Source organism: uncultured Roseobacter sp. (assembly GCF_947499265.1).
Lineage (GTDB): Bacteria > Pseudomonadota > Alphaproteobacteria > Rhodobacterales > Rhodobacteraceae > Roseobacter.
Window position 1 is genome coordinate 153,217 of the sequence record NZ_CANMNK010000003.1, and the last position, 23,436, is coordinate 176,652.

Annotated in this window: 23 protein-coding genes, 1 tRNA gene, 1 pseudogene and 1 riboswitch; of the genes and pseudogenes, 10 read left to right on the forward strand and 15 right to left on the reverse strand. The window is 60.3% G+C overall.

Going from position 1 to position 23,436, the window contains the following annotated elements:
* The first annotated feature begins 16 nt into the window (after window positions 1-16).
* The 6 genes from Q1A63_RS08880 to Q1A63_RS08905 all read left to right on the forward strand — a co-directional run bounded on the left by Q1A63_RS08880 (window position 17) and on the right by Q1A63_RS08905 (window position 5,434).
* The gene (locus Q1A63_RS08880; RefSeq protein WP_366524327.1) at window positions 17-1,006 is read left to right on the forward strand and encodes an iron chelate uptake ABC transporter family permease subunit; all 990 of its coding nucleotides are present in this window, start codon (window positions 17-19) and stop codon (window positions 1,004-1,006) included.
* Window position 1,007: 1 nt separating this feature from the next.
* Complete coding sequence (locus tag Q1A63_RS08885; RefSeq protein ID WP_298971228.1) at window positions 1,008-1,796, forward strand: heme ABC transporter ATP-binding protein; 789 nt, start codon at window positions 1,008-1,010, stop codon at window positions 1,794-1,796.
* Window positions 1,797-1,926: 130 nt separating this feature from the next.
* Window positions 1,927-2,147, forward strand: a riboswitch (cobalamin riboswitch).
* Between the two features lie 102 nt (window positions 2,148-2,249).
* Window positions 2,250-2,654, forward strand: a complete 405-nt coding sequence (locus Q1A63_RS08890) for a DUF1636 domain-containing protein (protein WP_298971226.1) — start codon at window positions 2,250-2,252, stop codon at window positions 2,652-2,654.
* Complete coding sequence (locus Q1A63_RS08895; protein WP_298971224.1) at window positions 2,651-3,433, forward strand: ABC transporter ATP-binding protein; 783 nt, start codon at window positions 2,651-2,653, stop codon at window positions 3,431-3,433. Before Q1A63_RS08890 ends, Q1A63_RS08895 begins: the two co-directional genes overlap by 4 nt.
* Window positions 3,434-3,446: 13 nt before the next feature.
* Window positions 3,447-4,382: an ABC transporter substrate-binding protein gene (locus Q1A63_RS08900; protein WP_299631272.1), complete on the forward strand. Its 936-nt coding sequence runs from the start codon at window positions 3,447-3,449 to the stop codon at window positions 4,380-4,382.
* A 5-nt stretch (window positions 4,383-4,387) separates the two neighbouring features.
* Window positions 4,388-5,434 (forward strand): iron ABC transporter permease, encoded by a 1,047-nt coding sequence (locus Q1A63_RS08905; RefSeq protein WP_298971221.1) that lies wholly within the window; start codon window positions 4,388-4,390, stop codon window positions 5,432-5,434.
* 140 nt (window positions 5,435-5,574) lie between these two features.
* Here Q1A63_RS08905 and bamE read toward each other — a convergent pair whose 3' ends face one another.
* Window positions 5,575-5,934 (reverse strand): outer membrane protein assembly factor BamE, encoded by a 360-nt coding sequence (gene bamE, locus Q1A63_RS25610; protein ID WP_366524305.1) that lies wholly within the window; start codon window positions 5,932-5,934, stop codon window positions 5,575-5,577.
* A gap of 105 nt (window positions 5,935-6,039) precedes the next feature.
* On the reverse strand, window positions 6,040-6,417 hold the full coding sequence (locus Q1A63_RS08910; RefSeq protein ID WP_298971220.1) for a nuclear transport factor 2 family protein: 378 nt from the start codon (window positions 6,415-6,417) through the stop codon (window positions 6,040-6,042).
* A 282-nt stretch (window positions 6,418-6,699) separates the two neighbouring features.
* Between Q1A63_RS08910 and Q1A63_RS08915 the strand changes: the two genes are divergently transcribed.
* The gene (locus Q1A63_RS08915) at window positions 6,700-7,164 is read left to right on the forward strand and encodes a GNAT family N-acetyltransferase (protein WP_298971217.1); all 465 of its coding nucleotides are present in this window, start codon (window positions 6,700-6,702) and stop codon (window positions 7,162-7,164) included.
* A gap of 135 nt (window positions 7,165-7,299) precedes the next feature.
* Here Q1A63_RS08915 and Q1A63_RS08920 read toward each other — a convergent pair whose 3' ends face one another.
* The 4 genes from Q1A63_RS08920 to Q1A63_RS08935 form a co-directional block, all read right to left on the reverse strand.
* A complete protein-coding gene (locus Q1A63_RS08920; protein ID WP_298971215.1) occupies window positions 7,300-7,866 on the reverse strand; it encodes a putative glycolipid-binding domain-containing protein in 567 nt (188 codons plus the stop codon).
* Between the two features lie 208 nt (window positions 7,867-8,074).
* Window positions 8,075-8,160 (reverse strand) — tRNA-Leu (locus Q1A63_RS08925).
* Window positions 8,161-8,340: 180 nt separating this feature from the next.
* Window positions 8,341-8,895 (reverse strand): tetratricopeptide repeat protein, encoded by a 555-nt coding sequence (locus Q1A63_RS08930; RefSeq protein WP_298971213.1) that lies wholly within the window; start codon window positions 8,893-8,895, stop codon window positions 8,341-8,343.
* A gap of 31 nt (window positions 8,896-8,926) precedes the next feature.
* Window positions 8,927-9,388, reverse strand: a complete 462-nt coding sequence (locus Q1A63_RS08935) for an Lrp/AsnC ligand binding domain-containing protein (RefSeq protein WP_298971608.1) — start codon at window positions 9,386-9,388, stop codon at window positions 8,927-8,929.
* A gap of 123 nt (window positions 9,389-9,511) precedes the next feature.
* Here Q1A63_RS08935 and putA point away from each other — a divergent pair, with 123 nt between their 5' ends.
* Together putA and Q1A63_RS08945 are read left to right on the forward strand one after the other, a co-directional pair.
* Window positions 9,512-12,934: a bifunctional proline dehydrogenase/L-glutamate gamma-semialdehyde dehydrogenase PutA gene (putA, locus tag Q1A63_RS08940; protein ID WP_298971211.1), complete on the forward strand. Its 3,423-nt coding sequence runs from the start codon at window positions 9,512-9,514 to the stop codon at window positions 12,932-12,934.
* Window positions 12,935-13,003: 69 nt separating this feature from the next.
* Complete coding sequence (locus Q1A63_RS08945; RefSeq protein WP_298971210.1) at window positions 13,004-13,774, forward strand: rhomboid family intramembrane serine protease; 771 nt, start codon at window positions 13,004-13,006, stop codon at window positions 13,772-13,774.
* On the opposite strand, the gene Q1A63_RS08950 is transcribed toward Q1A63_RS08945, so the two are convergent.
* From Q1A63_RS08950 to dusA, 4 genes are all read right to left on the reverse strand, one after another.
* A complete protein-coding gene (locus Q1A63_RS08950) occupies window positions 13,775-14,560 on the reverse strand; it encodes an inositol monophosphatase family protein (RefSeq protein WP_298971209.1) in 786 nt (261 codons plus the stop codon).
* 131 nt (window positions 14,561-14,691) lie between these two features.
* Window positions 14,692-15,276 carry a hypothetical protein gene (locus tag Q1A63_RS08955; protein ID WP_366524306.1) on the reverse strand — a complete coding sequence of 195 codons (585 nt, stop codon included), beginning with the start codon at window positions 15,274-15,276 and terminating at the stop codon, window positions 14,692-14,694.
* A 203-nt stretch (window positions 15,277-15,479) separates the two neighbouring features.
* On the reverse strand, window positions 15,480-15,602 hold the full coding sequence (locus Q1A63_RS08960) for a hypothetical protein (RefSeq protein ID WP_299631277.1): 123 nt from the start codon (window positions 15,600-15,602) through the stop codon (window positions 15,480-15,482).
* Entirely contained in the window at window positions 15,599-16,609 is a 1,011-nt protein-coding gene (gene dusA / locus Q1A63_RS08965; RefSeq protein ID WP_298971205.1) for a tRNA dihydrouridine(20/20a) synthase DusA, read from the reverse strand. The genes Q1A63_RS08960 and dusA overlap by 4 nt, the downstream gene beginning before the upstream one ends.
* Window positions 16,610-16,816: 207 nt before the next feature.
* Between dusA and Q1A63_RS08970 the strand changes: the two genes are divergently transcribed.
* Window positions 16,817-17,125, forward strand: a complete 309-nt coding sequence (locus Q1A63_RS08970) for a hypothetical protein (protein WP_298971203.1) — start codon at window positions 16,817-16,819, stop codon at window positions 17,123-17,125.
* Between the two features lie 40 nt (window positions 17,126-17,165).
* Here Q1A63_RS08970 and Q1A63_RS08975 read toward each other — a convergent pair whose 3' ends face one another.
* The 5 genes and pseudogenes from Q1A63_RS08975 to Q1A63_RS08995 form a co-directional block, all read right to left on the reverse strand.
* Window positions 17,166-20,543, reverse strand: coding sequence for a non-ribosomal peptide synthetase (locus tag Q1A63_RS08975; RefSeq protein WP_299631280.1), 3,378 nt, complete (start codon window positions 20,541-20,543; stop codon window positions 17,166-17,168).
* Window positions 20,540-21,163 carry a GNAT family N-acetyltransferase gene (locus Q1A63_RS08980; RefSeq protein ID WP_298971200.1) on the reverse strand — a complete coding sequence of 208 codons (624 nt, stop codon included), beginning with the start codon at window positions 21,161-21,163 and terminating at the stop codon, window positions 20,540-20,542. The genes Q1A63_RS08975 and Q1A63_RS08980 overlap by 4 nt, the downstream gene beginning before the upstream one ends.
* A complete protein-coding gene (locus Q1A63_RS08985) occupies window positions 21,160-22,719 on the reverse strand; it encodes an FAD-dependent oxidoreductase (protein ID WP_298971199.1) in 1,560 nt (519 codons plus the stop codon). The genes Q1A63_RS08980 and Q1A63_RS08985 overlap by 4 nt, the downstream gene beginning before the upstream one ends.
* Before the next feature lie 162 nt (window positions 22,720-22,881).
* Complete coding sequence (locus tag Q1A63_RS08990) at window positions 22,882-23,256, reverse strand: hypothetical protein (protein ID WP_298971196.1); 375 nt, start codon at window positions 23,254-23,256, stop codon at window positions 22,882-22,884.
* A 24-nt stretch (window positions 23,257-23,280) separates the two neighbouring features.
* A pseudogene (locus tag Q1A63_RS08995) lies at window positions 23,281-23,430 on the reverse strand (IS6 family transposase); the annotation flags it as partial.
* Window positions 23,431-23,436: the final 6 nt, after the last annotated feature.

Sequence of the window (23,436 nt, forward strand, 5' to 3'; positions counted from 1 at the left end):
GCACGGCGTTCTGGCAATGGGTCTGATCGTGGTCTGTGTCACCAGCCTCGCGGTGGGGGCGTCCGGCACATCGCTGTGGCAGGCGCTCTGGGGCCTCGCGATGGGTCAGGGCACATCGGCAACCGACGCGGTGATCCTCTGGGACATCCGCGCGCCGCGCACTTTGCTGGGCGCATGCGTCGGCGCCGCCCTGGCGGTGTCCGGTGCCGTCATGCAGGGCCTCTTTCGCAATCCGCTGGCCGACCCGGGGCTTTTGGGTGTCAGCGCAGGCGCAGGGCTCGGTGCGCTGCTCGCCATCGTTGTGGGGACCGCCCTGCCCCTTGGCATTGCGGCTTTTCTCGGAGATGCATTGCTGCCGGTTATGGCCTTTGTCGGCGCGTGGGCATCGATGATGCTGCTCTATGCCGTGGCCACGCGGTCCGGGCGGACGTCGGTGGCGACCATGCTGCTGGCGGGGATCGCCCTTGCCGCCCTCACCGGCGCGCTCTCCGGACTGCTGATCTTCCACGCGGATGATATGCAACTGCGTGAGCTTACCTTCTGGCAGCTCGGATCACTCTCAGGCAGCACTTGGGCCAAGGTCGCAATTGCGGGGCCCGTCATCCTGCTGGCTACGCTGATCGCCACCACCCTCGCCCGGGGTCTGAACGGTCTCGCACTTGGCGAAGCCTCGGCCCACCACATCGGGATCAACGTGCAGCGCACCAAGAATACGGCCATTCTTGCGGTCAGCGCAGCCACCGGGGCTGCTGTTGCGGTTTCGGGCGGCATCGGGTTTGTCGGGATCGTCGTGCCGCATCTGTTGCGGCTGGCCACGGGTCCCGATCATCACGGGTTGCTGATCAACTCCGCGCTGCTAGGCGCAAGCCTGCTGTTGCTTGCCGATATCATATCACGCTTTGTCGTTGCCCCTGCGGAATTGCCGATTGGCATCGTCACCGCCGTGCTCGGCGCACCATTCTTTTTGTGGATCCTCCTGCGGCGCCGCAATGTGGTGGACTTGTAAGATGATCAGCGCGCGGAACGTCACCCTGAGATACGGGCGCAAAACCATTCTGGAGAACCTGAACTTCAGCGCGCAACCCGGCGTGCTGACCGCGATTGTCGGGCCCAACGGCTCCGGCAAAACCAGCCTGCTCAAAACCCTGACCGGCGAGACCCCTTGTGACGGCGAGATCACCCTGGCAGGCCACGACATCGCGACAACACCGGCGTGGCAACTGGCCAGCATCCGCGCCGTCCTGCCGCAATCGACGCCCATGTCGTTTCCTTTCCAAGCCATCGAAGTGGTGCGGCTTGGCCTCGGTCAAGGGGTATCGGCGGATGCGCATCTGCCAGACCGCGCCCTAGCGCGGGTCGGCCTCGCCGGCTACGCACAGCGCTTTTACCAGGAACTGTCGGGCGGCGAGCAACAGCGCGTCCAGCTGGCGCGGGTGCTCTGCCAGGTCTGGGATCCGGTGATAGATGCGCAGCCGCGCTGGATGCTGCTCGATGAGCCGGTCTCAAGCCTGGACATCGGTCATCAGCTTGAGGTCATGCGCATCGCCCGGGACTACGCAGATGCGGGTGGCGGTGTCGTCGCGGTAATGCACGATCTCAACCTCTCCGCCATGTTCGCCGATCAAATCGTCTTGATGAAATCCGGCCGTATCATCGCGGACGGCCGGACCGATCTTGTGATGACGGATGCGCATCTGTCGGAGGCCTATAATTGCGCGGTCCGCACCCGAACGCCGCCGCCATCTTCGGACTGGTATCTTCTGCCGCAAGCAGCAACGCAGGCCGATGCAGGGTGACCCTTCTGGTGCCGCGACTCTCGGACAGTCGCTAACGCAGGTCCAAAAACCTGTCAGCTCACCAAAGCCGCTCCCCAACTGTTTTCTGACAGCCAATGTGTGAATGTCACTTGACGGTGGAGACCTTCTGTCGGACTGTCCCTGAGATGGTTCCCGGCTGCGAAATGCACAACCGGGATGAAAAGGGAATACGGTGAGGACGCGCCACCTGGCACCAAATCCGTGACTGCCCCCGCAACTGTGAGCGGCGAGCGACCCCGATGATCACCACTGAACGCCACCGCGTTCGGGAAGGATCGGGCAAGCCCGGACCCGCGAGTCAGGAGACCTGCCATCATCGATGCAACTTCAACCCGGGCGGGGCGTCCGGACAGGAGGCCATGATGGTTTTACGGGTCAACCCGTCAAGAGTGACATGCCTGCTGCACGCCCTGCATCTTCGCGGAGGGCGACATGGGACAACCAACTCACAGAATTACAATATGCACATCGTGTCGACATGAGGGCAGCGCGTGCCGTCCCGGCTATGAGCTGATCGCCAGGCTGCGTGCCGCGATTGCAGCGGCGGGCGATACGGTTACGGAGGATTTCGAAATCTCCGGCGTGGCCTGCATGGCGGGCTGCGCACGGCCCTGCACCGTCGCCTATCACGGCTCGCGCAAAGCGACCTATCTCTTTGGCGATATCGAACCCGACGCGGACATCAACGATCTCGTGGCATTCGCCCGGCAATACGCGCTGCTGGAGGACGGCTGGTGTTCTTCGGTGGATCGTCCCGGAAAGCTGCGCAAGACAACACTGGCACGCGTACCGGCAGCGATCATCGCGCTGGAAGACAGCACCGAGCGGGTCTCGTGAGCGCCGCCGAACTTGTCGCTGAGAACATCAGCTGGGCGCCCCGCGGGCCTGATCCGTTGCTGTTGCACCCCACCAGTTTTCGCGTAGAGGCCGGACGGGTGCTGGGCGTGGTTGGTCCAAACGGGGCCGGGAAATCGACATTGCTGCGACTGATCTACCGCTACCAGCGCCCCTCGACCGGGCATATCTTTGTCGCCGGGGAAGATATCTGGGCCGTGCCCCCCCGTATGGCCGCCCGCAGGGTGGCGGCAGTGTTGCAGGAGCACACATCCCTCTTTGGCTTGACGGTCCGCGAGGTCGTCGCGCTGGGTCGGACACCGCACCACGGCGGGTTTTGGTCTGCGGGGGCGCGGGACGCCAGTATCATCGAGGCTGCGATCACGCAGCTCAATCTGGAGGCTTTCGCGGACCGCGATCTTGCCACGCTGTCGGGGGGCGAACGGCAACGGGTCATGGTCGCGCGCGCTTTGGCGCAGGAGCCGCAGGTTCTGGTGCTGGACGAGCCCACCAATCACCTCGACGTCCGCCATCAGCTGGAAGTGCTCGCCCTGATCCGCCAGCTCGATCTGACAATCATCGTCTCGCTGCACGATCTCAATATGGCCGCTGACATCTGTGACACGATCCTGTTGCTGGACCGGGGTCATACCAGAGCTTTTGGTCCACCCGATCTGGCACTGACCGAGGCGCTGGTCTCCACCACATTCCGTGTCGATGCGCGCCAGGAGCGGCTCGCGCCCAGCAACACCCAACATTTCTCATTCCACCTGCCCGACTGAAGGAGCCACATCAATGAAACCATCCCTGATCACCCTGCTGATGAGTGTCATCGCAACAGGCCTAGGCGCCGAAACCACGGTGCAGAGCTGCGACCGCACGGTGACCTTTGATACCACCCCAAAGGCCGCCGTCTCCAATGATGTGAACCTGACGGAGATGATGCTGGTGTTGGGGCTTGCGGACCGGATGGTCGGCTACACCGGGATTTCCGGCTGGAAAACCCTCGATCAGGAGATGACAGCGGGCGTTGAGGCGCTGCCGGAACTGTCGTCGAAATATCCCAGCAAGGAGGTGCTAATCGGTGCCGATGCGGATTTCTTCTTTGCCGGCTGGAACTACGGCATGAAGGTGGGCGGCGACGTGACCCCGGAGACCCTCGCGCCCTTCGGGATCGACGTTTACGAGTTGACCGAAAGCTGCATCCATATCGGTGAAAAAGACGCGGCGAGCATGGAGGATATGTACAATGACCTTCTGAACCTGGGCGCGATTTTCGAAGTCAGCGAGAAGGCTTCCGCGCTTGTGCAGGGATACCGGACCGAGCTTGAAGCCTTTACGGCGAACCTGGCCCCGCTGGAGACCGCACCACGGGTGTTTGTCTATGACAGCGGCGAGGACGTGCCGTTCACGGCCGGGCGCTACGCGATGCCCAACGCGCTGATCGAAGCGGCGGGCGGCACCAACATCATGAATGATTTCGCGAAAAGCTGGGCCACGGTCGGCTGGGAAGCCGTCGTTGAGCGTAACCCCGAAGTCATCGTGATCGTGAACTATGGCGAGGTCACCGCCGCGGAAAAGCGCGACTTCATGATGTCAAATCCCGCCTTCGCGGATGTTGACGCGGTGAAGCATGACCGCTTTGTGACACTGGAATATGTTGAGGCCACACCGGGACCCCGTAACATCGAGGCCGTGAAAAAGCTCGCCGCAGCCTTCCGCACCCAGTGATCGCAATGGCGCAACGCATCACCAAGCGCAGGCCCCTCAGGCCGACCTTCTTTATGGTGATGATCGCGGGGCTGATCGTGGTGTGCCTTTCCATTTCCGCGGCTGTCAGCCTTGGGGCGATCCCTGTCCCCCTCTCGGTTGTCTGGGGGGTGGTTGCGAACAAGCTTGCGCCCGGTGCGGTGCCGGTGAGCTGGTCCCCGGGCCGCGAAGCCATCGTATGGGACATCCGGTTTCCGCGTGCTCTGCTGGCCTGCCTGGTGGGGGCGGGCCTCGCAATGGTCGGTGCAAGCCTGCAGGCCGTGACGCGCAACCCGCTGGCCGACCCTCATCTTCTGGGCATTTCTGCGGGCGGCGCATTCGGCGCGATCCTCGCCCTGCTCCACACCGGTCTGTTTCTGGGCCTGCTCACTGTGCCGCTTCTGGCGTTTCTGGGGGCGTTGGCCGCGACGATGCTGGTGCTTGCGGTGTCGCGGTTCGCCTCTGCGACCAGCGCAGACAGGTTGATCCTCGCCGGTGTCGCGGTCTCCTTCATCGTGATGTCCCTGGCCAACGTCCTGATCTTTATCGGCGATCCACGCGCAACGCACACGGTTGTGTTCTGGATGCTGGGCGGGCTCGGGCTGGCGCAGTGGGCCCAGTTGATATTTCCTCTGGCAATCCTTGTCGTTGCCGGGAGCTATCTGTTGCTGAACGCGCGCAATCTCAACGCGATGACCATTGGCGATGAGACAGCCTCGACGCTCGGCATTCAGGTCGCCCGGTTTCGGCTGTCGATCTTCGTCACGGGCGCGTTGATCACCGGTGTCATGGTCGCCTTTTCCGGGATCATCGGGTTTGTGGGTCTCATGGTGCCGCATATCGTGCGGCTGGTCGTAGGAGGAGACTATAAGCGTGTGCTGCCCGCTGCCGCCCTGCTGGGGTCCGTTTTCCTCCTGTGGGCGGACATTCTGGCCCGAACGGTCATGGCGCCGGATGAGGTGCCAATTGGGATCGTCACCGGGTTGATCGGGGGAGTGTTCTTCATCTGGCTGCTCAGACGGCGGATTGGGTGAAACCTGAGTCGATCTGGCGTCATCCGCTTTGGACAGACCCGGCGCGAACTGGTTCACGTGGTCTGATGTGAGGTCGTTTCCGGTGGCGCCGCCGTTGGTGACGGCGAGATCGCGCCAAGGCCACTACTCACCAGTCGACGTCATTCAAGGTCGCGAACAGCTTGGTTCCTATCAGAAATTTCAACGACTTTACCGCCGACGTACCAGACATGCACAAACAGCGCGTCCATTGTTTCGTTGTAGATGTAACTCTTGCAACCACTCGGATGTCCGGTGGGCGATGTAGACGCTATTGGCCGTCCTAAAATATCCTCAACCTCGGCCATACTCGATCCAATCGAAATCTTGGAAATCTGACTGTTCTCGACGATGGACGACACGCTTCCTGCGCAAGCTGCGAGGCACAAGCAGGAAGCCAAGCACATTTGTGAGAAATCCCACCTTCGTGTTGGCCCCACCCTATCCTCTCCCCAACATAAGTCTCCAGAAGATCGTCTCATCTGAACTACCCACCCAAATCTTGTGGGTCATGGGGATAGAGTTAGCATTCGGATCGCCAGCCAGCTAGGGCGCGTGATTATGCTGCCCGCGAGGATCTGTATCCCCTACTTCGGGAACATAAAGAACTCTTCCCGGACGATCTTGCCGTCCTCCACCGAATAAACTGCAATCTCGCGCAGGGTCATCCGCCGACCGGTGGCTTTCTGCGTCACCTCAACCTCGTAGCGCACTCCAAACCGGTTCGGCGGATGGACATAGGGCCCGTCTACGTCGAGCTTGTGGATATCGTGCTTTGCCACCCAATCCTCTCGTTTCGCTTTGATCGCACCGCGCCCCTTGGCGATACGTACATCTCTGCCCGGCGGCACAACCGCCTCTACCGATTCCGCGCTTTCGGCATAGATGTCCTCAACATGCGCAATACCGCGACGATCCAGCATCGCCTGAACGAAATCTCGTCCCAGTTTGACCAACTCTTCCATACGAGCACTCCTCTTCATGCCACTAACAATGACATGGCCCCCACGCGTGGACCTTGACTGGGATCAATGTGTATCCGTGAAGCAGCGCAAAACCGGCATCTCATGCAATGGCCGCCAACCAGAAGAAACAGCGATAAACGGACTTCATATAAAAGTTTGAATGGCCGCAGCGCAGGGCAAATCGATACCTGACACCAACATGTGTGATCTCCCTGTCCATTGAAATTGGCATTATGACGGATCGTATTGGCCTCGACAAAAGCATGCAGAGAGCGACCCGAAATGAACAAGAATATTGAAGTTCACGAGGCTGACCCTGATTCTGCCACGGCACAGGCGCTCTTGAAGGCCGGATATGCAGCGATGCAGGCCGAGTTTCCTAAGAAGCCCAACGTGGAGTTTGACCCTAAATCATTGGCAGCTGGTGGCATGACCCTATTTATCGGCTACCTGGATGGGGAGCCCGTTGGCTGCTGCGCGCATTCACTGCAGCCGGAGTTTTCTGAGTTGAAAAAACTCTATGTTACGGCCTCGGCTCGTGGCCTCGGTGTTGCTGAGCTTTTGATCCGCCATGTAGAGAATTTCGCCAGAACCTCCGGCAGTCAGAAAATCATGCTTGAAAGTGGTGCGCGGCTGCACGCCGCGCACAGGCTGTACGACCGCCTGGGTTACAGATCATGCGGTGCTTTCGGCAATCACGAAGCCGACCCAGAAAGCAGCTTTTTCCAAAAGAATTTGGGAAGTTAGCGATGTGTCACCTTGTGTTTGGCAACCTTAAAGCCGGCGTTTCATCGATAAACTAGGCGCAGTCGCTATCTGCGGCGTTGTACAGGTCAGATGGTGCGATCCGGCATCGCCATCACGTAAGTGATCGCCCTTCTATTAGGGGACAGAGACCCTGCGGAAAGTGTCGGGATAATCCAACACGAGACCAAATTCATCAATTTCGAGATCAGCGGTGAACGCCCGAAACAATCCCTCGTATCGGTAGATACGATTTGGTGTCAGGCAGGTGTACCGTTGCTCCGCGCGCCGTGGCAGAAAATCGCCGTCTATCTGATCGGGAAGAGGCACATAGGCTGCCGTTATCTCGACGCTCTCGTTCTCCTGTAGCTTCAGTCGTTTAATCGGTAGCGTGTTCGTGGCCGGAGTGATGCCGATATCGACATCAATACAGCCCTTTAAGTCTGGAAGAGGCCGCTTTCCGATTACGTCGCGCCAATTTCCAGCACCGTCAGCCTCAACGTGCAAACAAGCGCCATTGGTATACTCGACGCGGACTTCACGTGTTCTGAAGTCGGCATCGGCGCGAACAAAATAGCGCCCACCGTATAGCCCCTGACGCGTTCCAGCGACAACTCCTTCGATCGTCAGACGATCAACTTGCTCAAGATAAACGCAATGCTCAAGGCCGTGGCCTTCCCAGTCCTGCCATCGAGCAACCGCCATCTTTTGAACCCTTCCATTGTAAATTGTGTGGGCACACTATGAGGCGGACGAAGGGCGGTAAAGTGAGGTATTCTGAAAGTTGTCAGGGTCCGAGAAATGGCCGCCAACGCATCGCAATAAACAAAACCGGATAGACCCTGCTCAAATATAGACCATAGTTGGAATAAAGTTCATAAAAAACATCCAACCCGTTGTTTTAAAATATTTTTGGTGCGGGCGGTGGGACTCGAACCCACACGGGCATACGCCCTTCAGATTTTAAGTCTGATATGTCTACCATTCCATCACGCCCGCATCTGGCGCCGCCTTTGACCTCAAGACCCCGCGCAGGTTTCCCGCTTGGGTTTTCCTCTTTCGTCCCCGCTTGATCACGCGATGCAGGGAACGGAGTTGCTCCCAAATCATCCCGCTCGGACAAAGACGAGTCTCAAGGTCGAGGCGCACAATAGCGAAGACAAACGGCGTGTAAACGGGTCAGATGTCTTTTCCCGAAGGCGCAAGTGGTCCGCCCTCCAACAGCAAAAACCGCTCCGACAGCCAGGGGTTGTTTTCCAAGGCCATCAGGAGCTGCACACGCGCTTCCTCGGTCCGTCCGAGGTTCATCAATGTCAGGGCGCGTCCGGATTGGGCGGCAACGTGAGAAGGTGACAAAATCAACGCTTTATCCAGATCGATCAGGGCATTGCTGTAGTCTTCACGCAGAAAATGGATGTAGGCCCGTTGATTGAAGCCTTCCGCATAGTCTGGGCAATAATCGACAAGGCGCGAAAATGCCTCCAGGGCACCCGCGAAATCGAAAATCTGCCGATGCCGCATGCCCTTGTCGAGCACCTCCTGCGCGGCCTCATCGGGCGCGCGCAGCCAGACCTGCCACATCTTGTTGGAAACCTCCTGACCTGCCATGTCGTTCGGCGCGGCGCGAGCCTCTGCAAAGAGCGTTTCCAATTCAGAGGAATAGTCCACCGGTGCAGGACAGGTGGCAAAGACCGGGCCCGCGCAGACCGACAGAATAAAGGCAATCTGTTTCATACCAGGAAAAGTGACATGGGATCGCCCCAGGTCAAGGGCTGTCCGCCAGCATCGTCTCCTTGACCGCTTCCATCGCCACATATGTCGAGGTGCCCGCCACATGCGGCAGCATGGAAATCGTCTCGCCCAGAAACTGCCGGTACCGTGACATGTCGCTGGTGCGCACTTTGAGCAGATAGTCGAAATTCCCTGCAATCATATGGGCTTGCTCAATCTCCGGCACCTTTGCGACCGCCGCGTTAAAGGCCCTCAGCGCATTCTCCCGGGTGTCGCTCAGGCGCACCTCGACAAAGGCCACGTGGTCCAGCCCCAACTGAATGGGATCCAGCAAGGCACGGTATCCGATGATCACGCCGGTCTGTTCCAATCTGCGCAGACGGGCCTGAGTGGGCGATTTTGACAGCCCGATCCGCTTGGCCAGATCGGTGATGCTGATCCTGCCGTCCTCTGCCAGAACGGATAGAATCGCACGATCAAACCGGTCAAGGTTCATCTGATCACTTTGCTCTCTTTCTTCCAGTAATTTAACCACATCGACCTCCAATTCCGTCACCTTTGGTGATTATGGCTTCTGTTTTAGCTGTATACTAGGAAAAACCTTCACCGGAGATATCAAATGGCCCGCGACACCCCTCTCTCTCTGCGCCATCAAATCGACGCTGGCACCTATGCCGATCCAAACACCGTTCTGTCGGATCTGGTCGAAACCGCGCAATTGGCGCCGGAAACCCGGCAAGCCATCAGCGCATCTGCGGCACAGCTGGTCCGGGATATTCGCGGCACAACCGCACCCGGTCTGATGGAGGTGTTCCTGGCGGAATACGGTTTGTCCACTGACGAGGGCGTGGCCTTGATGTGCCTGGCCGAAGCGCTGTTGCGGGTGCCGGATGCGGACACCATCGATGCGTTGATCGAGGACAAGATCGCGCCGTCGGACTGGGGTCGCCATCTGGGCCATTCCACGTCGAGCCTTGTGAATGCCTCCACCTGGGCACTGATGCTGACAGGCCGCGTGCTGGACGACGAACAACCCGGCCCGGTGCGACATCTGAGGGCGGCAATCAAACGACTGGGCGAGCCGGTGATCCGCACCGCCGTCAGCCGGGCGATGAAGGAAATGGGCCGGCAGTTCGTATTGGGAGAGAACATCAACTCTGCCATGGAACGCGCTGCAAACATGGAGAAAATCGGATTTACCTACTCCTATGACATGCTGGGCGAAGCCGCGCGGACGGAGGCGGATGCCAAACGCTACCATCTGAGCTATTCGCAGGCGATCTCCTCAATTGCAACCGCCTGCACCGCGCCGGACATCCGCCGCAATCCGGGCATCTCCGTTAAGCTCTCCGCGCTGCACCCCCGGTATGAAGTGGCGCAGGAGGAGGCGGTGATGACCGATCTGGTGCCCCGCTTGCGCGCGCTGGCGCTGCTAGCAAAATCTGCGGGCATGGGCCTGAACGTGGATGCTGAAGAGGCCGACCGCCTGGCCCTGTCGCTGGAGGTGATTGACCGGGTGATGAGCGAACCCGCACTGGCCGGTTGGGACGGGTTCGGCATTGTCGTGCAGGCTTACGGTCCGCGTGCCGGCACCGTGATCCAGGCGCTTTATGACATGGCCGAGCGCCATGACCGCAAGATCATGGTGCGACTGGTCAAAGGCGCCTATTGGGACACCGAGATCAAACGCGCACAGGTCGAGGGGATCGACGGCTTTCCGGTCTTTACCCAAAAAGCCGCCACCGATGTGTCCTACATTTGCAACGCCAGGACGCTGCTGGGCATGACCGACCGGATTTATCCGCAATTCGCCACCCATAACGCTCATACTGTCGCGGCCATCTTGCATATGGCCGACGACCCGGAGGTCTATGAGTTTCAGCGCCTGCACGGCATGGGGGAGACGCTGCACAAGCTGGTCATGGCGCAGAACAAGACCCGCTGCAGGATCTATGCCCCGGTGGGCGCGCATAAGGACCTGTTGGCCTATCTGGTGCGTCGTTTGCTGGAAAACGGTGCAAACTCCAGCTTCGTGAACCAGATCGTGGACGAAAACGTGCCACCGGAAGTGGTCGCGGCGGACCCTTTTGAGGGTCTGAGCGCGCGGACATCTGACATCCCGAAGGGCCCGGCGCTGTTCCTGCCCGTGCGGGCGAACGCAAAGGGATTTGACCTGGCCCATACCCAGACACTCGATGCCATTGAGGCTGCGCGCGGGGCTTTCGCCGGACATCGATGGGTAGCGACCCCGCTGCTGGCGGCACCGGTCGATCCGGGGGGTGTGACCACCGAGGTCACCAATCCGGCAGATCCGGGGGATACCCCCGGCAGCGTACAAAACGCCACAGCAGCCGATGTGGCCACAGCTTTCGATCACGCAGCCCCCTGGGATGTAACCCTCGCAGAGCGGCGCGCCGTCCTGCTGCGGGCGGCAAGCCTCATGGAGGACCGCTACGGCGAAATCTTTGCGCTGCTGGCCCGCGAGGCTGGCAAAGGGCTGCCCGACTGCGTGGCTGAGCTGCGCGAGGGGGTGGATTTTCTGCGTTACTACGCAGCGCAGGCCACAAACGCGCCGCCTGCGGGGATCTTCACCTGCATCTCGCCATGGAACTTTCCTTTTGCAATCTTCTGCGGCCAGGTCACTGCCGCCCTCGCCGCGGGCAACGCAGTCTTGGCAAAACCGGCGGAACAAACACCCTTGGCTGCCCATCTGGCGGTATCGATCCTGCATGAGGCCGGTGTCCCCCGCGCCACCCTGCAGTTGCTACCGGGTGGCGGAGATATCGGGGCCATGGTCACCTCAGATGCCCGCGTCGGCGGCGTGGCGTTTACCGGCTCGACCGCCACTGCCCTGCGCATCCGCGCCGCGATGGCGGAAAACTGCGCGCCGGGCACGCCGCTGATTGCGGAGACCGGCGGGCTGAACGCCATGATCGTGGACAGCACCGCCCTGCCGGAACAAGCGGTGCAATCGGTCATCGAAAGCGCCTTTCAGTCGGCGGGTCAGCGGTGCTCGGCCTTGCGATGCCTTTACGTTCAGGAAGACATTGCAGAGGATTTCACCAAAATGCTGACCGGCGCAATGGATGCCTTGCGCCTTGGCGCGCCCTGGCATCTGTCCACCGATGTGGGACCGGTGATCGATGAGACCGCGCGCAAGGGCATCGCCGATCACATCGCCGCAGCCCGCGCCGAGGGCCGCGTCATCGCGGAGTTGGGCGTGCCGGAAACGGGCACATTCATTGCCCCAACCCTCATTAGAGTGAACAGCATCGCAGATCTGGAGCGCGAGGTTTTCGGGCCTGTCCTGCACATGGCCACCTTCAAATCCCACGAGCTGGACGCCGTGATCGACACCATCAACGCCACCGGCTACGGGCTGACCTTCGGGCTGCACACCCGCATTGACGACCGCGTGCAGCATATCTCGGAGCGTATCGAGGCCGGGAATATCTATATCAACCGCAACCAGATCGGGGCCATCGTCGGCAGCCAGCCCTTTGGTGGCGAAGGCCTGTCAGGCACCGGTCCCAAGGCGGGCGGGCCAAATTATCTGCCGCGATTCTCTGCACCGGACCAGGAGGATCGGGAAGGCATATGGGACGCCGCGATGGCGGCCCTTCCGGCGCTGCGGCATGCGCTGCCCGCGCCGCTTGCCGCGCAAAGCCTGCCGGGGCCGACGGGCGAATCCAATCGTCTCAGCACCCTGCCCCGCGCCGCCCTGTTGTGTATGGGCCCCGGTCCGGAAACCGCCGCGGCACAGGCCCGCGCGGTGGCAGCGCTTGGCGGCATCGCGGTGCTGGCGACCGGTGCCATCGACCCTGCCGCCCTGACGACGGGCCCCGCCTATGGTGGGGTGCTGTGGTGGGGCGACAAAGACATCGGTCGCGCGGTTGAACAGGCGCTGGCGAAACGCGACGGTCCGATCATCCCGTTGATCCCGGGGCTGCCGGATACGGCGCGGGTCAGGGCCGAGCGCCATGTCTGCGTGGACACCACCGCCTCGGGCGGGAATGCCGCTTTGCTGGGCGCCGCTACCTGACGTTGAAACCCCGGTGGGAATGCGCCGGGGTCTCTTGACGCCGCCTATCCAATCGCCCAGCGTGGTCCGGTGTTTCCGATCCGCGATCATAACCCGTCCGGCCGTACGCCCTATGTCACCTACATCCTGATGGCGGCCAATGTCGGTATTTTTCTAAGCTATGTTGGCATCATGCAGGACGCCCGATTGATCAGCGGGTTCTGGGCGGACTGGGCGCTTGTCCCGGCGCGACTGGATCAGGGACAGGGCGGCTATACTCTGATTTCATCGATGTTTTTACACGGCGGGTGGATGCACCTGATCGGCAATATGCTGTTCCTGTTCATCTTTGGCGACAACGTCGAGGATGAGATGGGCCACATCGGCTATTTGCTGTTCTATCTGGTCGCCGGTGCGGCGGCGGGCTGGGTGCAATACCTGTCAGCGCCCTTTTCCACGGTCCCGACAGTGGGGGCCTCCGGCGCGATTGCCGGTGTCATGGGCGCCTATCTGCTGCTCTTTCCAAAGGCCAAGGTCGACATTCTGATCATCTTCATCATCTTCTTTCGGATTTTCCCGATACCAGCCTGGATCATGCTGGCCGTCTGGTTTGCGCTGCAATTTGTCGGTGGCGTGGGGTCGGACCCGGACGCGGGCGGTGTCGCCTACTGGGCGCATGCAGGTGGGTTTATCGCCGGGGTTATCCTGACGATCCCCGCATGGCTGCGACGCGGCGGGCCCTCTTTCTGGGAACGCACGGAAGGGCATCCGCCCCACCCCGAAGCCCATTACACACTGGTGAAAAGCAGCATTCCGAAAGTTCCACGGCGGCAGCAGCGCCGACGCGGGCCCTGGAGCTGATCAGCCGCGCACCAGCTTGGCCAGCGGCGAAAACAGCGCCTCATTGGCACAGATGAGCGTGCCATCTTCGACAATATTACCCGCGGGATCAATTGGCTCGGCCAATCCGCCTGCTTCGCGCACGATGATCAGGCCCGCCGCCAGATCCCAGGCGTTCAGACGGCGCTCCCAAAAGCCGTCATAGCGCCCCGCGGCGACATAGGCGATGTCCAGGGCTGCAGCCCCCCAGCGGCGAATGCCGGAGCACACGGGAGCCACGCGCGCCATTTCCTTCAGCGTATCCGGTAAATCCGACCGCCCGGCAAAGGGCAGCCCGGTGGAAAACAGGCTCTCAATCATCTTGGTGCGACCCGATACGCGCAACCGGCTTTCGTTCATCCACGCGCCGGTGCCTTTTTCGGCAAAGAACATCTCATCCTTGGCCGGGTCAAAGATCACGCCTGCAACGATCTGCCCCTTGTGTTCCAGCGCGATGGAAACCGCCCAATGCGGCAGCCCGTGCAGGAAGTTCGTGGTGCCATCCAACGGGTCCACGATCCAGCGGCGCGTGGGGTCCTGCCCGTCTTCGGCACCACCCTCTTCGCCCAGCCAGCCATAGGTGGGACGCGCGGCCATCAGGTCTTCCTTGATGATCTTTTCAGCGTTGATATCCGCCCGGCTCACAAAATCACCTGCCCCCTTCATGGAGACCTGCAGGTTTTCAACCTCGCGGAAGTCCTTGACCAGCGAACGCCCCGCGCGGCGGGCGGCTTTGATCATGATGTTGAGATTTGCGCTGCCAACCATTTTTCGGCTCCGATAGGGGATCAGGCTGCGCGTATAAGTGCTGTGCCAGGCAATGCCAAGGGCCGTTTCGCGCAAAGCCTACCCGGGCCGGACATGGCTGCGATGCGCTCGCTGCAAATGCTGCCGGTGGCTCAGGGGGCCGACAGCCATGCGGCGACGCCACCTGCCATTTCGGGGCGGAAATAAGCGATCATCCGGCCCTCAGGCGCCGCCCTTGCACCGGGCGCCCAGGGCGCCACGCCATGCAGCGTCAGCCGGTGCATCAACGACACCGATCCCAGCGGTGCCGGGACGGCGATGCGCCTGCAGGTTTCAAACGCCTCACGCCGTGCTTTTTGGTAAATATCTGTGACATCGATCTGGGAAAACGCCCCTCTGGTGACATCGGCAAATGCCGCCTGCAGGGCCGCACGCATGATGTGATGGCTGCCTTCCCAGACAACCAGCGGTGCGGCATCCGCTGTGGCATTGGTCAGCGGAATGCCCAAAACGAAGGCATGCGGCTCCTGCACGAAACGCCGCTTTGGCGTGCCCAACCCGATGATCCCGTCCACATGCGCGGCATCGCGGTCGCGGCGGTAGCGAAAACCGGCCTCGCTCTCCCGGGCGCGCGGTTTGGGATAGCCCGGATAGATGACCGACAATTGTGCCGGGTGCAGGTCGGGCCATCCACCGCAGTGCCGCGTTGCGAAGGCAACCGCCGCGCCGGAAAGCACGGGACCTCCCTCAAGCTGCCCTCTGGCATCATTTGGCAGCGCATCCAGCCCAACGAACCATGTCCCCTCACATTGATGTAAGTGTGCGTTTTCAGGTGCTTGAACGGCGCGTTTCGCGTGATCAAGGGCGTGCGCGGCCCATGCCTCAACGGCGGTTTCAGGGGAAAAAGATGCCCACCCCCTGTCAAAGAAGTCACCCGTCATCACGCTTCTCTCAGGCTCAAATCAGGCAGGTTCATCAATGAATGCTCAAAGCTGTGCCGATCACCCGTCACCACCCCAAGCTCGCAGCCAAGCTCTGCCCTCAGGTCCCAGCGTCTTTTCACCCCGCGTTCCGCAATCCGGAAGACGGTTGGATTTGCGCCAACGCCTGCAGTACAAGATCTGACCCTGCACCCGGCTGATGCGCCCCTTCGGACAAGATACGGCGCCACGCCCGCGCGCCGGGGCGCCCCGTAAAAAGACCCAGCATATGCCGCGTGATCTGCCCCAGCTTCCCGCCCTCCGTCAGATGTGCATCGATATAGGGCAACATCTCGTGCACGGCTTCCTCCGGCTCGACCCGCGTGCCGGTGCCAAAGATCACCGGATCGGCGTCACAGAGAATCGCGGCCGGATCATGGTAGGCCGCGCGACCGATCATCACCCCATCGAGACCCGCATCGAGAAACTCTTGCGCCTGTGCCAGCGAGGTAATGCCGCCATTGATGGAAATCTCAAGGTTGGGAAAGAGCCCCTTCATCCGCATCACCAGATCGTAGTCCAGCGGCGGTATGTCCCGATTTTCCTTCGGGCTCAGACCTTGCAACCAGGCTTTGCGTGCATGGATTGCGACGCGCTCGCACCCTGCCCCGATGATACGTGCAAGAAATTCGGGCAGCACCTCCTCCGGGTCTTGATCATCCACGCCAATACGGCATTTTACGGTCACAGGGACCGATACGGCGGCCTGCATTGCAGAAACACACTCTGCCAAAAGCGCGGGTTGTTCCATCAGCACCGCCCCAAAGCACCCCGACTGAACCCGGTCCGACGGACACCCCACATTGAGATTGATCTCGCAGTATCCCGCGTCTTCCCCAAGCTTTGCCGCCTGCGCCAGTTCGGCGACATCAGAGCCGCCAAGCTGCAATGCCACGGGGTGCTCCTCAGGCGAATACGCGAGCAGATGCAGCGCCTTACCACGCACAAGCGCCGCGGACGTCACCATTTCGGTGTAAAGCAACGTATGCTTACTCAGGCGCCGATGCAGAAATCGGCAGTGCCTGTCGGTCCAATCCATCATCGGCGCAATAGAAAGGCGCGGGGTCTTGGCAGCGGCGGTCAAGAGCATTTTCGATCTCCATAAACTCGTCTGTATTTTGAACGAGCGCGAGTAAACGCTATATGCACATAACATTCTATCCGCCACCCCACGCCGCGCAAAGGCTGTCATATGGTAGCGTTTGAGGCGACTGCAATCATGCCCGTGCCATTTCACCCACCACGTCCCTCGAGCGCCAAATTTGCAACGATAGTCGCTTGTACCAACAGCGGCGTCATGGAACGCGCGCTCGGCTGGAGCCAGTTCATACCTATACGGGTACTAGAGCTCGCCGGCGGTTCAATACCGAGCAACTGGTACGACAAGCTGAAACAGCGCAGGAAGGGCGGGCGGACCTTCTCCAGGTTCTGGCCTGATAGTCAAAAAGAACATCAAAGCTTGGAGACTTGGTGTTTCTTCCGAACCGGCTTTTCGCAATCCGAATACGTCGAGGACTTGCGGACCTTTGCGCGCTTCACCAAAGAGCATCATCTCGTTGATGCATCATCGTGCGAAGATAAGCCACCAGTCCGTCTCTTTAATTAGAGCAACCGCGCCTATCTGCGACTTGAAGGAAACTTGGGGCTTAGGTCGCCGGGCGGCTCACCTCAGCGGTCGACCGGGGTTCTGGCTGCATCTTGCAACGGATCAGCTTCGAACGGTCGAAGCGCAGATTTAGAAACGTCCGATGCACGGGCGCCTCGGGCTCATAGTTCGCGATCAAATCGCATGGTTCGGCGCCGAGGGAGAGATAAGCTTGGAGCAGCGGCGCCTTCACCATGCCATGTTGCAGTCCCTTCAAATAGCGATGCAAAGATCTAGGTGAAATATCGCCCCGATACCCTTCCAGCATCACGGCCGCTCGGATTTCGGATATCTCTGGATGCCTGACGAGATAGTCAACAAACCCGTCCCACAAAAGCGGCAATAAAGGCGCGCCAAGCCAATCCGGATCGGTCTTGAGGTCAGCGACGTAGTAGCATTCGCCATTCGGTTCGTGCGAGGCGAATGTGCCGTTCAGCGTAAGGGCCGCCCAACTGGCTTGGCCTGGCTTCCCTTTCTCCCGTCGAAAACCACTCAGGGAAGCTAGTATTTTCGCTTCCCTGCTGACGATCCACTGACCTTCGGGAAAGATTTCCCACTGTTTTCGTATCTGGGCGGCAGTCAGGTGGAGTTCGTTGGGGGCCAGTCTTTCGAGTCTCAGGAAGGCCGAGACATCCCGTTGGGTCGGATTTCTGACGGTCAGTGCGGCGGAACAGAACTCGCCCAGTTTGCCATCCTTTATCTTCAGTTGATCCATGAAATCGCCGAACACAGGAAACTCATATATCAGGCTGGGGAGAAGTTCGGTCTGCAGGATCTCTTCCACTTCGAGCATCACTTCGAGGGCTGCAAAAGACGCCCCTCCCGAGTGAAAGAAATGCGTGTCGCTTTCTATGCTGTCCAACTCAAGCATTCTCTTCCATACATTGACAATGCGTTGCTCGAGATCAGTTGTCGCGTCGTCCACTGGTACGGACGCGGCAGAGGCTGGAGTCCATGCGGCAAGCTTGGCCCGATCGACTTTCTGCTGCCCACTTCTCGGAAGTGCGGGCAGCCTATTGATGTGACGCGGGATCGCGCTCGCGGGCAGGATCTCTTCGAGATGGGTTCGAACATCGGCCTCCGCGAGGGTCGTGACCACCCAAGCGACAATGATGGGCCCGTAAGGTCGGCCACGGCAGACGACAACCGCCGCCTCCTCTACTGCATCGAGTTGTGAGATCTTGCTTTCAATTTCGCTAAGGTCGACGCGAAATCCAGAAACTTTGACTTGCTGGTCTTTGCGACCGAGGAAAACGATCCGCCCATCACCTCCCAGGCGCCCCAGATCGCCTGTTCTATAAACTCGCCCTAGTTCCGCGTGGTGCACAAACGATTGCGCGGTCAGATCCGGGGCATTCCAATAGCATCGGGCCAAACCCCTCCCGGCGATGACCAGTTCTCCCACCTCCCCCGGCGCGCAGAGCGAGAGGTCCGGTTGAACAATAGACAGCCACTGGCCCCTCATCGATTCTGGCTTGCCATAGGGGATGCTCGATTTCTCGCAATCCTCCGGGCGTATCGGGTGCATGATCGACCAGATCGAAGCCTCGGTCGCCCCGCCCAGCGAGAGGATGTCGAGTTTGGGGCGCAGCCTCCAAGCGGCCAAGGGCAGGTCTACGGGGATCCAATCCCCGCTGAGCAACACCGATCTCAGCGTATCCGGAAGTGGCCTCGATTTCAGCCCCGCCAAAAGCAGTCGGAAAAGGGAGGGAACGGAATTCCAGACAGTAACGCGATGGTCCCGACACTGACGCCACAAGGCATCGGCATAGGGAATTCCGTCCGCTGTGTGCGCAGAATCCAGGAGCACCACGCTCGCACCAGCGGACCAGGCACCAAAAAGGTCATAGACTGAAAGATCGAAGGTCAGGGACGAAACGGCCAGCAGCCGGTCATCCGGTGTCAACGCGATCTTTTCATTGACGTCCCTGATGGTATTGAGGGCCGCATGATGGTCGATGGCGACGCCCTTGGGGCGCCCGCTGGAACCGGATGTGTAGATGACGTAGGCGAGGTGATTTCCCGAGACCTTCGGATCGTGCGCGCGCTCCGCGTTGGGTAAACTATCGAAATCGATAAGCAGGCTTCTCGCCGATGTGTCCAGTTCACGATCCGTGATGACGAGGGAACACCCGGCTTCTCGACAGATTTCATCGAGACGCGCCTTGGGCCAGGCCGGATCAAGCGGCAGGTAAGCGGCACGGGCGAGCAGGATGCCGACCACAGCAACGGCTTGACGCCAGCCGCGCGGCAGGCACACCCCCACAAGCGCCCCGTCGCGAACGTTTTCCGCCGTCAATATCTGCGCCAGGCTGGTGCCGAGTTGCAGAAGATCCCCGTAGCTCAGAACCCGGGAATCGCTGATCACGACCTGCCGGTCCGGCGTGGTTGCCGCATGGCGCAGAAAATCCTCCAGCAGCCAACCCTCATTCTCCGACGGGGCTGGAGCCTCGACCGCCATAGCATTCGGATGCCATCCGCTCTGTCGGGCGCGAGGTCTCAAGCGGGGCAGACGATCTTGCAGATGGTCCCCGCGCGACAATGGAAAGCATCCAAGATACGCCTTGATGGAAGGCTTCGCGCCATACTGGAATTTCAGATGAGTGACGCGAAAGAGCAGGATTTTATCCTCGGCCAGTCTCTGATGTCCATTCCAGGCAAGAAGAGCCTCTCGTTCATCTGCAGAGCAAAGGCCGCGCGCATGAAGCCAGTGCAGGAAGCTTTCCAACCGACCTTGGCCGATGTCGAAATGGCACTCGGCCCCAAGCCGGGGCATCAGTACACTTTGGGCGATGTCGAGATTGAGAAACCGGAGCTGACCCCAACGCGACAGTTGATGCACCTGCGGGTAGGGCGTATCCCGCTCCCAGGGGCAATCTTCATGGCCTAATGCGGTAAACGCCCGCTTCATGTGGGGCAACGCATCGCCGTGGACGCAGATCCGCATGCCGCGCTCGGGACAGGCGATATCGTAGCCGAAATGCTCGATGCTGAGCTCCGCGGGCAGTACGCCCGGGCGCAGCGGCCAGGTCGGCAGTTCGAGCTCCGGCAACGTGCTCTTCAGGAACTGGCGCGCGGAGACGGGCGTCACGCCGTCACTCAGGGCGATGAAATGCCGTGACCGGACCCGTCCGTCTCCGGCTTGGTCGTATTCGTAAGCCTCCGTCTGCACCGAAGCCCTGCGGCTTTCGGGCACCGGCACGGAGAGAGCCAGATCAGCCGCCCCACCGCCCCGGCCAAGGGTGACCTCAAGCCCGAGAACCTCGGCTTTGCTCCAGGCATCGGCCATGACGAGAACTTCGTTGGGGATCTTCCACAAACGCAGAAAATCCTTGGCCTTGTCGGCCAGAAATCTCCCTGAACTACAGTCGCCCGTCACAGGCCGGTTCCCGATCTCTGGATCGGACGCGACAGAACCCAGTGCCGAACGGACGATCCGGGCAGGGTCTCATCGACACTTATCTCGAAGCCGTTGCGCCTTAGCAGCGGCAGAACTCGTTGGGTCTGGGTTTCGACGTAAACGGGCATCGACTGTCTATCAGCTTGCTCCAAGAGCAGTTCCATCATTTTCTGTCCCAAGCCCTGCCCCTGCAACTCGGGCTTCACGCCGATCACGAGCAGATAGAAATGCGCCTCCGGCATCAGGCGGCCATGCAGGTCTGCCAGCCTCCCGTTAAAACGCATGAGCCTGGCGATTTCGTCAGGCCGGAGTTTGAAGGGCGCCTTCCACCAACCGCTTTTGACATACTCCCAATCGGACGGCTCTGCCTGACTGGGAGTCAGATAGACAAAACAGGCTTCACAATCCGGTGTCGTCATCACTTCCGCACGGTGCAAGACGCAACGCAAAAGCCCCCTAGACAAGAACAGGAGCTTCTTGTGCCGGTTTGCCTCCGACCGAAACATCCACTTCGATAATGGATGATCCTGAAAAGTCTCGGCAAGAACTTTGCTGCAAGCCTCGGAGGTTCCTTCTGTAACCCGGACAATTTCCTTCATGGGAAGCTCTCTAAAATCTTGCTGGCGGCGATGATCCCGGAGTTGAACGCGCTGTGTGTTGAGGACGGCGCGAGAAACCCGGGATGGACTTCGAGCAATTGCTCCAAGGGAACCTTCGGAAAGCTGCGCGAAGAATCCTCCGCTGCCAACCTCATCAAGGTGTCCGGTTCAGCGAATGGCACGCAGTGCTCGCCCGCGCAAAGCACCCGCCGATCCTCGTCCCGAGGATAGAGGGCCCGCTCCTCCGCACCGACTTTCGGGAAGGAGTAGGAGCCTCCTCGCAATGAATGAGATGTCATATCCACGGCAAGGATTTCTGGATATCTCAGCACCTCGAAAACACTTCGAAGTTTCGCGCGGATCCGATCTGGATCGTCGCGCCACACCCGCTCCAGGTCCTGTGCGGCCGCGCCATAGGCGACACCCACCATCAAATCGGGGGCCTGCCGATACCACTGGATCGGGCTACCCTCGACCCCAACGATATTCGTATAGGTCACCGGGAAGGGGCAATCGCCACGGAACTTGACATGACACCGGGCCAAATGGGCAACGCCGATACCTGCCTGGCTCCGACGGAACGCCTCGTCGGCGAGATGCTCTTTGCCGGCCCAGACCCAACCGGGCCAAGTGACGACAAGCCTTGAAAGGCTCAGTCTCTCGCCCCGCATCGGCACCTCGATCCTCTCTCCGAGGTGCCATTCATCGACGGCCGCCCCAAGATGGAGTGAGACGGTGACATTGGGCCTCTGTCGCGTGCGCGTCTTTATCCAATGCAGCAATCCGGACGGTAGGGCGTCGTACCCGCCGGGAAGAACCGCGTCTCCCCGCCGGAGGTGCATAACGATCGGGGCGGTCCAGAAAACCCTCTTGGCCGAGTAGAGCTTTGGGCTGACGCCCATATCAACGCCGAGGTTTTCTTCGAACATCCAATCGGAGAGCCGACCATGGCAGCCGCGAAACGATGGCAGAGATCGCAGCCCCCGCGCGGCGAGACCCGCTAGGCTGCGCCTGAGAGGCAGCCAGGTGGGGATGCCCTCCCGAACCGAATCCTTAAGGAAACGGGCCTCGAAGGCCTGCCCCTCCGACCCCGCCCTAAGGTCCCGCAGGACGGCCGCCGCATTCGTATCCATCGCGCGTTCCGTCACCATCCGACCGTAAAGCGCGCCGATGTCGGTCAGGAAATCGATTTCCAATTGGCTGACATGGCCGTCAAAGCGCCGACCGGACTGCCAATCCACAGTACTCACGGTTTCGGGCTCCAGCCGCTCCACCTCCAGACCGAGGCTGTCCGCCAGGCGGGCGATTGGGTTGCCATGCCACCCATGGATCCATTGCGGGCCGATCTCGATCTTATGTCCCTGCCATACACTCGTTTCGATCCGTCCGCCGATCCTGCTTTCCTTTTCGATGATATGAACGTGCCAAGCACCTGTTTCGGGTAAATCCCTGACCAGCCGCGCGGCACAAGACAGCCCGGAAATCCCTGCCCCAATGATGCCGATCCTGGTGGCGGTGTCCTCTGAGTTCTGCTTCTGCTGCATCTCAGCGTTCACAATAGAACACCCTCCCGGATGCATGTCCGACCCGCCTGCCGGTCGAGGGATGATCGAGATTCACCGGGAGAGCCGGGTCTAAAAAAGAAGTGCTTTCGCTTGTCCGATCCGTTTGCAGCGTGCGCGGGATTGAGCGTCGTCGGCAGTATGCCGCCTATTTGATCAGAATGGAACTCTCCTTGTGGACCGCTCCATGAGGTGCCCACAATTTCCTAACTGCTCTGCCTCATTTATTTTCTTCCATTCTTTCATTGCCCGTATCCGTTTTCGTGTCATGGCCGCTCCTCTCAGCAGATTTGACTTGGCCAAATCGCCAATCGGCAACAATTCACGGTGCGCCGACACACACAGGGCCTCAGAATTTTTTCCCAGCAGTTTCTTGAGCTTGGCGTCGTCGATCTCAAGTACATTCAGATGCTTTTCAGCAGACGCTTCAATACCGTCAATTTTGGACCGCCATTCGATGGGATAGACGCCCCCCACCCCGAGAAGGGGATTGGGTTTCGCAAGGTGTTTCGCAAGCGAGCTGGCAGCCATGGGTCGCCGTCGCACTGTCATGCGAAAATCGATAAGCTGGGCGTGGTGATCAACAGCATGAGATAGACAACACCAACGGCCATTTGCGCGTACATACGCATCGTCGGCGTACCATTGCAAAACGGCGCAACTTCGGTGGATGCCATAAGCCCGCTTTCGGATCTTGGGTCCCAAATTTCG

What these genes read in the sequence shown, in the direction of transcription:
- Q1A63_RS08880 (WP_366524327.1), top strand. Translation starts at nt 17, where the DNA reads ATGGGTCTGATCGTGGTCTGTGTCACCAGCCTCGCGGTGGGGGCGTCC.
- Q1A63_RS08885 (WP_298971228.1), top strand. Translation starts at nt 1,008, where the DNA reads ATGATCAGCGCGCGGAACGTCACCCTGAGATACGGGCGCAAAACCATT.
- Q1A63_RS08890 (WP_298971226.1), top strand. Translation starts at nt 2,250, where the DNA reads ATGGGACAACCAACTCACAGAATTACAATATGCACATCGTGTCGACAT.
- Q1A63_RS08900 (WP_299631272.1), top strand. Translation starts at nt 3,447, where the DNA reads ATGAAACCATCCCTGATCACCCTGCTGATGAGTGTCATCGCAACAGGC.
- Q1A63_RS08905 (WP_298971221.1), top strand. Translation starts at nt 4,388, where the DNA reads ATGGCGCAACGCATCACCAAGCGCAGGCCCCTCAGGCCGACCTTCTTT.
- bamE (WP_366524305.1), bottom strand. Translation starts at nt 5,934, where the DNA reads ATGAGACGATCTTCTGGAGACTTATGTTGGGGAGAGGATAGGGTGGGG.
- Q1A63_RS08910 (WP_298971220.1), bottom strand. Translation starts at nt 6,417, where the DNA reads ATGGAAGAGTTGGTCAAACTGGGACGAGATTTCGTTCAGGCGATGCTG.
- Q1A63_RS08915 (WP_298971217.1), top strand. Translation starts at nt 6,700, where the DNA reads ATGAACAAGAATATTGAAGTTCACGAGGCTGACCCTGATTCTGCCACG.
- Q1A63_RS08920 (WP_298971215.1), bottom strand. Translation starts at nt 7,866, where the DNA reads ATGGCGGTTGCTCGATGGCAGGACTGGGAAGGCCACGGCCTTGAGCAT.
- Q1A63_RS08930 (WP_298971213.1), bottom strand. Translation starts at nt 8,895, where the DNA reads ATGAAACAGATTGCCTTTATTCTGTCGGTCTGCGCGGGCCCGGTCTTT.
- Q1A63_RS08935 (WP_298971608.1), bottom strand. Translation starts at nt 9,388, where the DNA reads ATGAACCTTGACCGGTTTGATCGTGCGATTCTATCCGTTCTGGCAGAG.
- putA (WP_298971211.1), top strand. Translation starts at nt 9,512, where the DNA reads ATGGCCCGCGACACCCCTCTCTCTCTGCGCCATCAAATCGACGCTGGC.
- Q1A63_RS08950 (WP_298971209.1), bottom strand. Translation starts at nt 14,560, where the DNA reads ATGGTTGGCAGCGCAAATCTCAACATCATGATCAAAGCCGCCCGCCGC.
- dusA (WP_298971205.1), bottom strand. Translation starts at nt 16,609, where the DNA reads ATGCTCTTGACCGCCGCTGCCAAGACCCCGCGCCTTTCTATTGCGCCG.
- Q1A63_RS08970 (WP_298971203.1), top strand. Translation starts at nt 16,817, where the DNA reads ATGGAACGCGCGCTCGGCTGGAGCCAGTTCATACCTATACGGGTACTA.
- Q1A63_RS08980 (WP_298971200.1), bottom strand. Translation starts at nt 21,163, where the DNA reads ATGAAGGAAATTGTCCGGGTTACAGAAGGAACCTCCGAGGCTTGCAGC.
- Q1A63_RS08990 (WP_298971196.1), bottom strand. Translation starts at nt 23,256, where the DNA reads ATGGCTGCCAGCTCGCTTGCGAAACACCTTGCGAAACCCAATCCCCTT.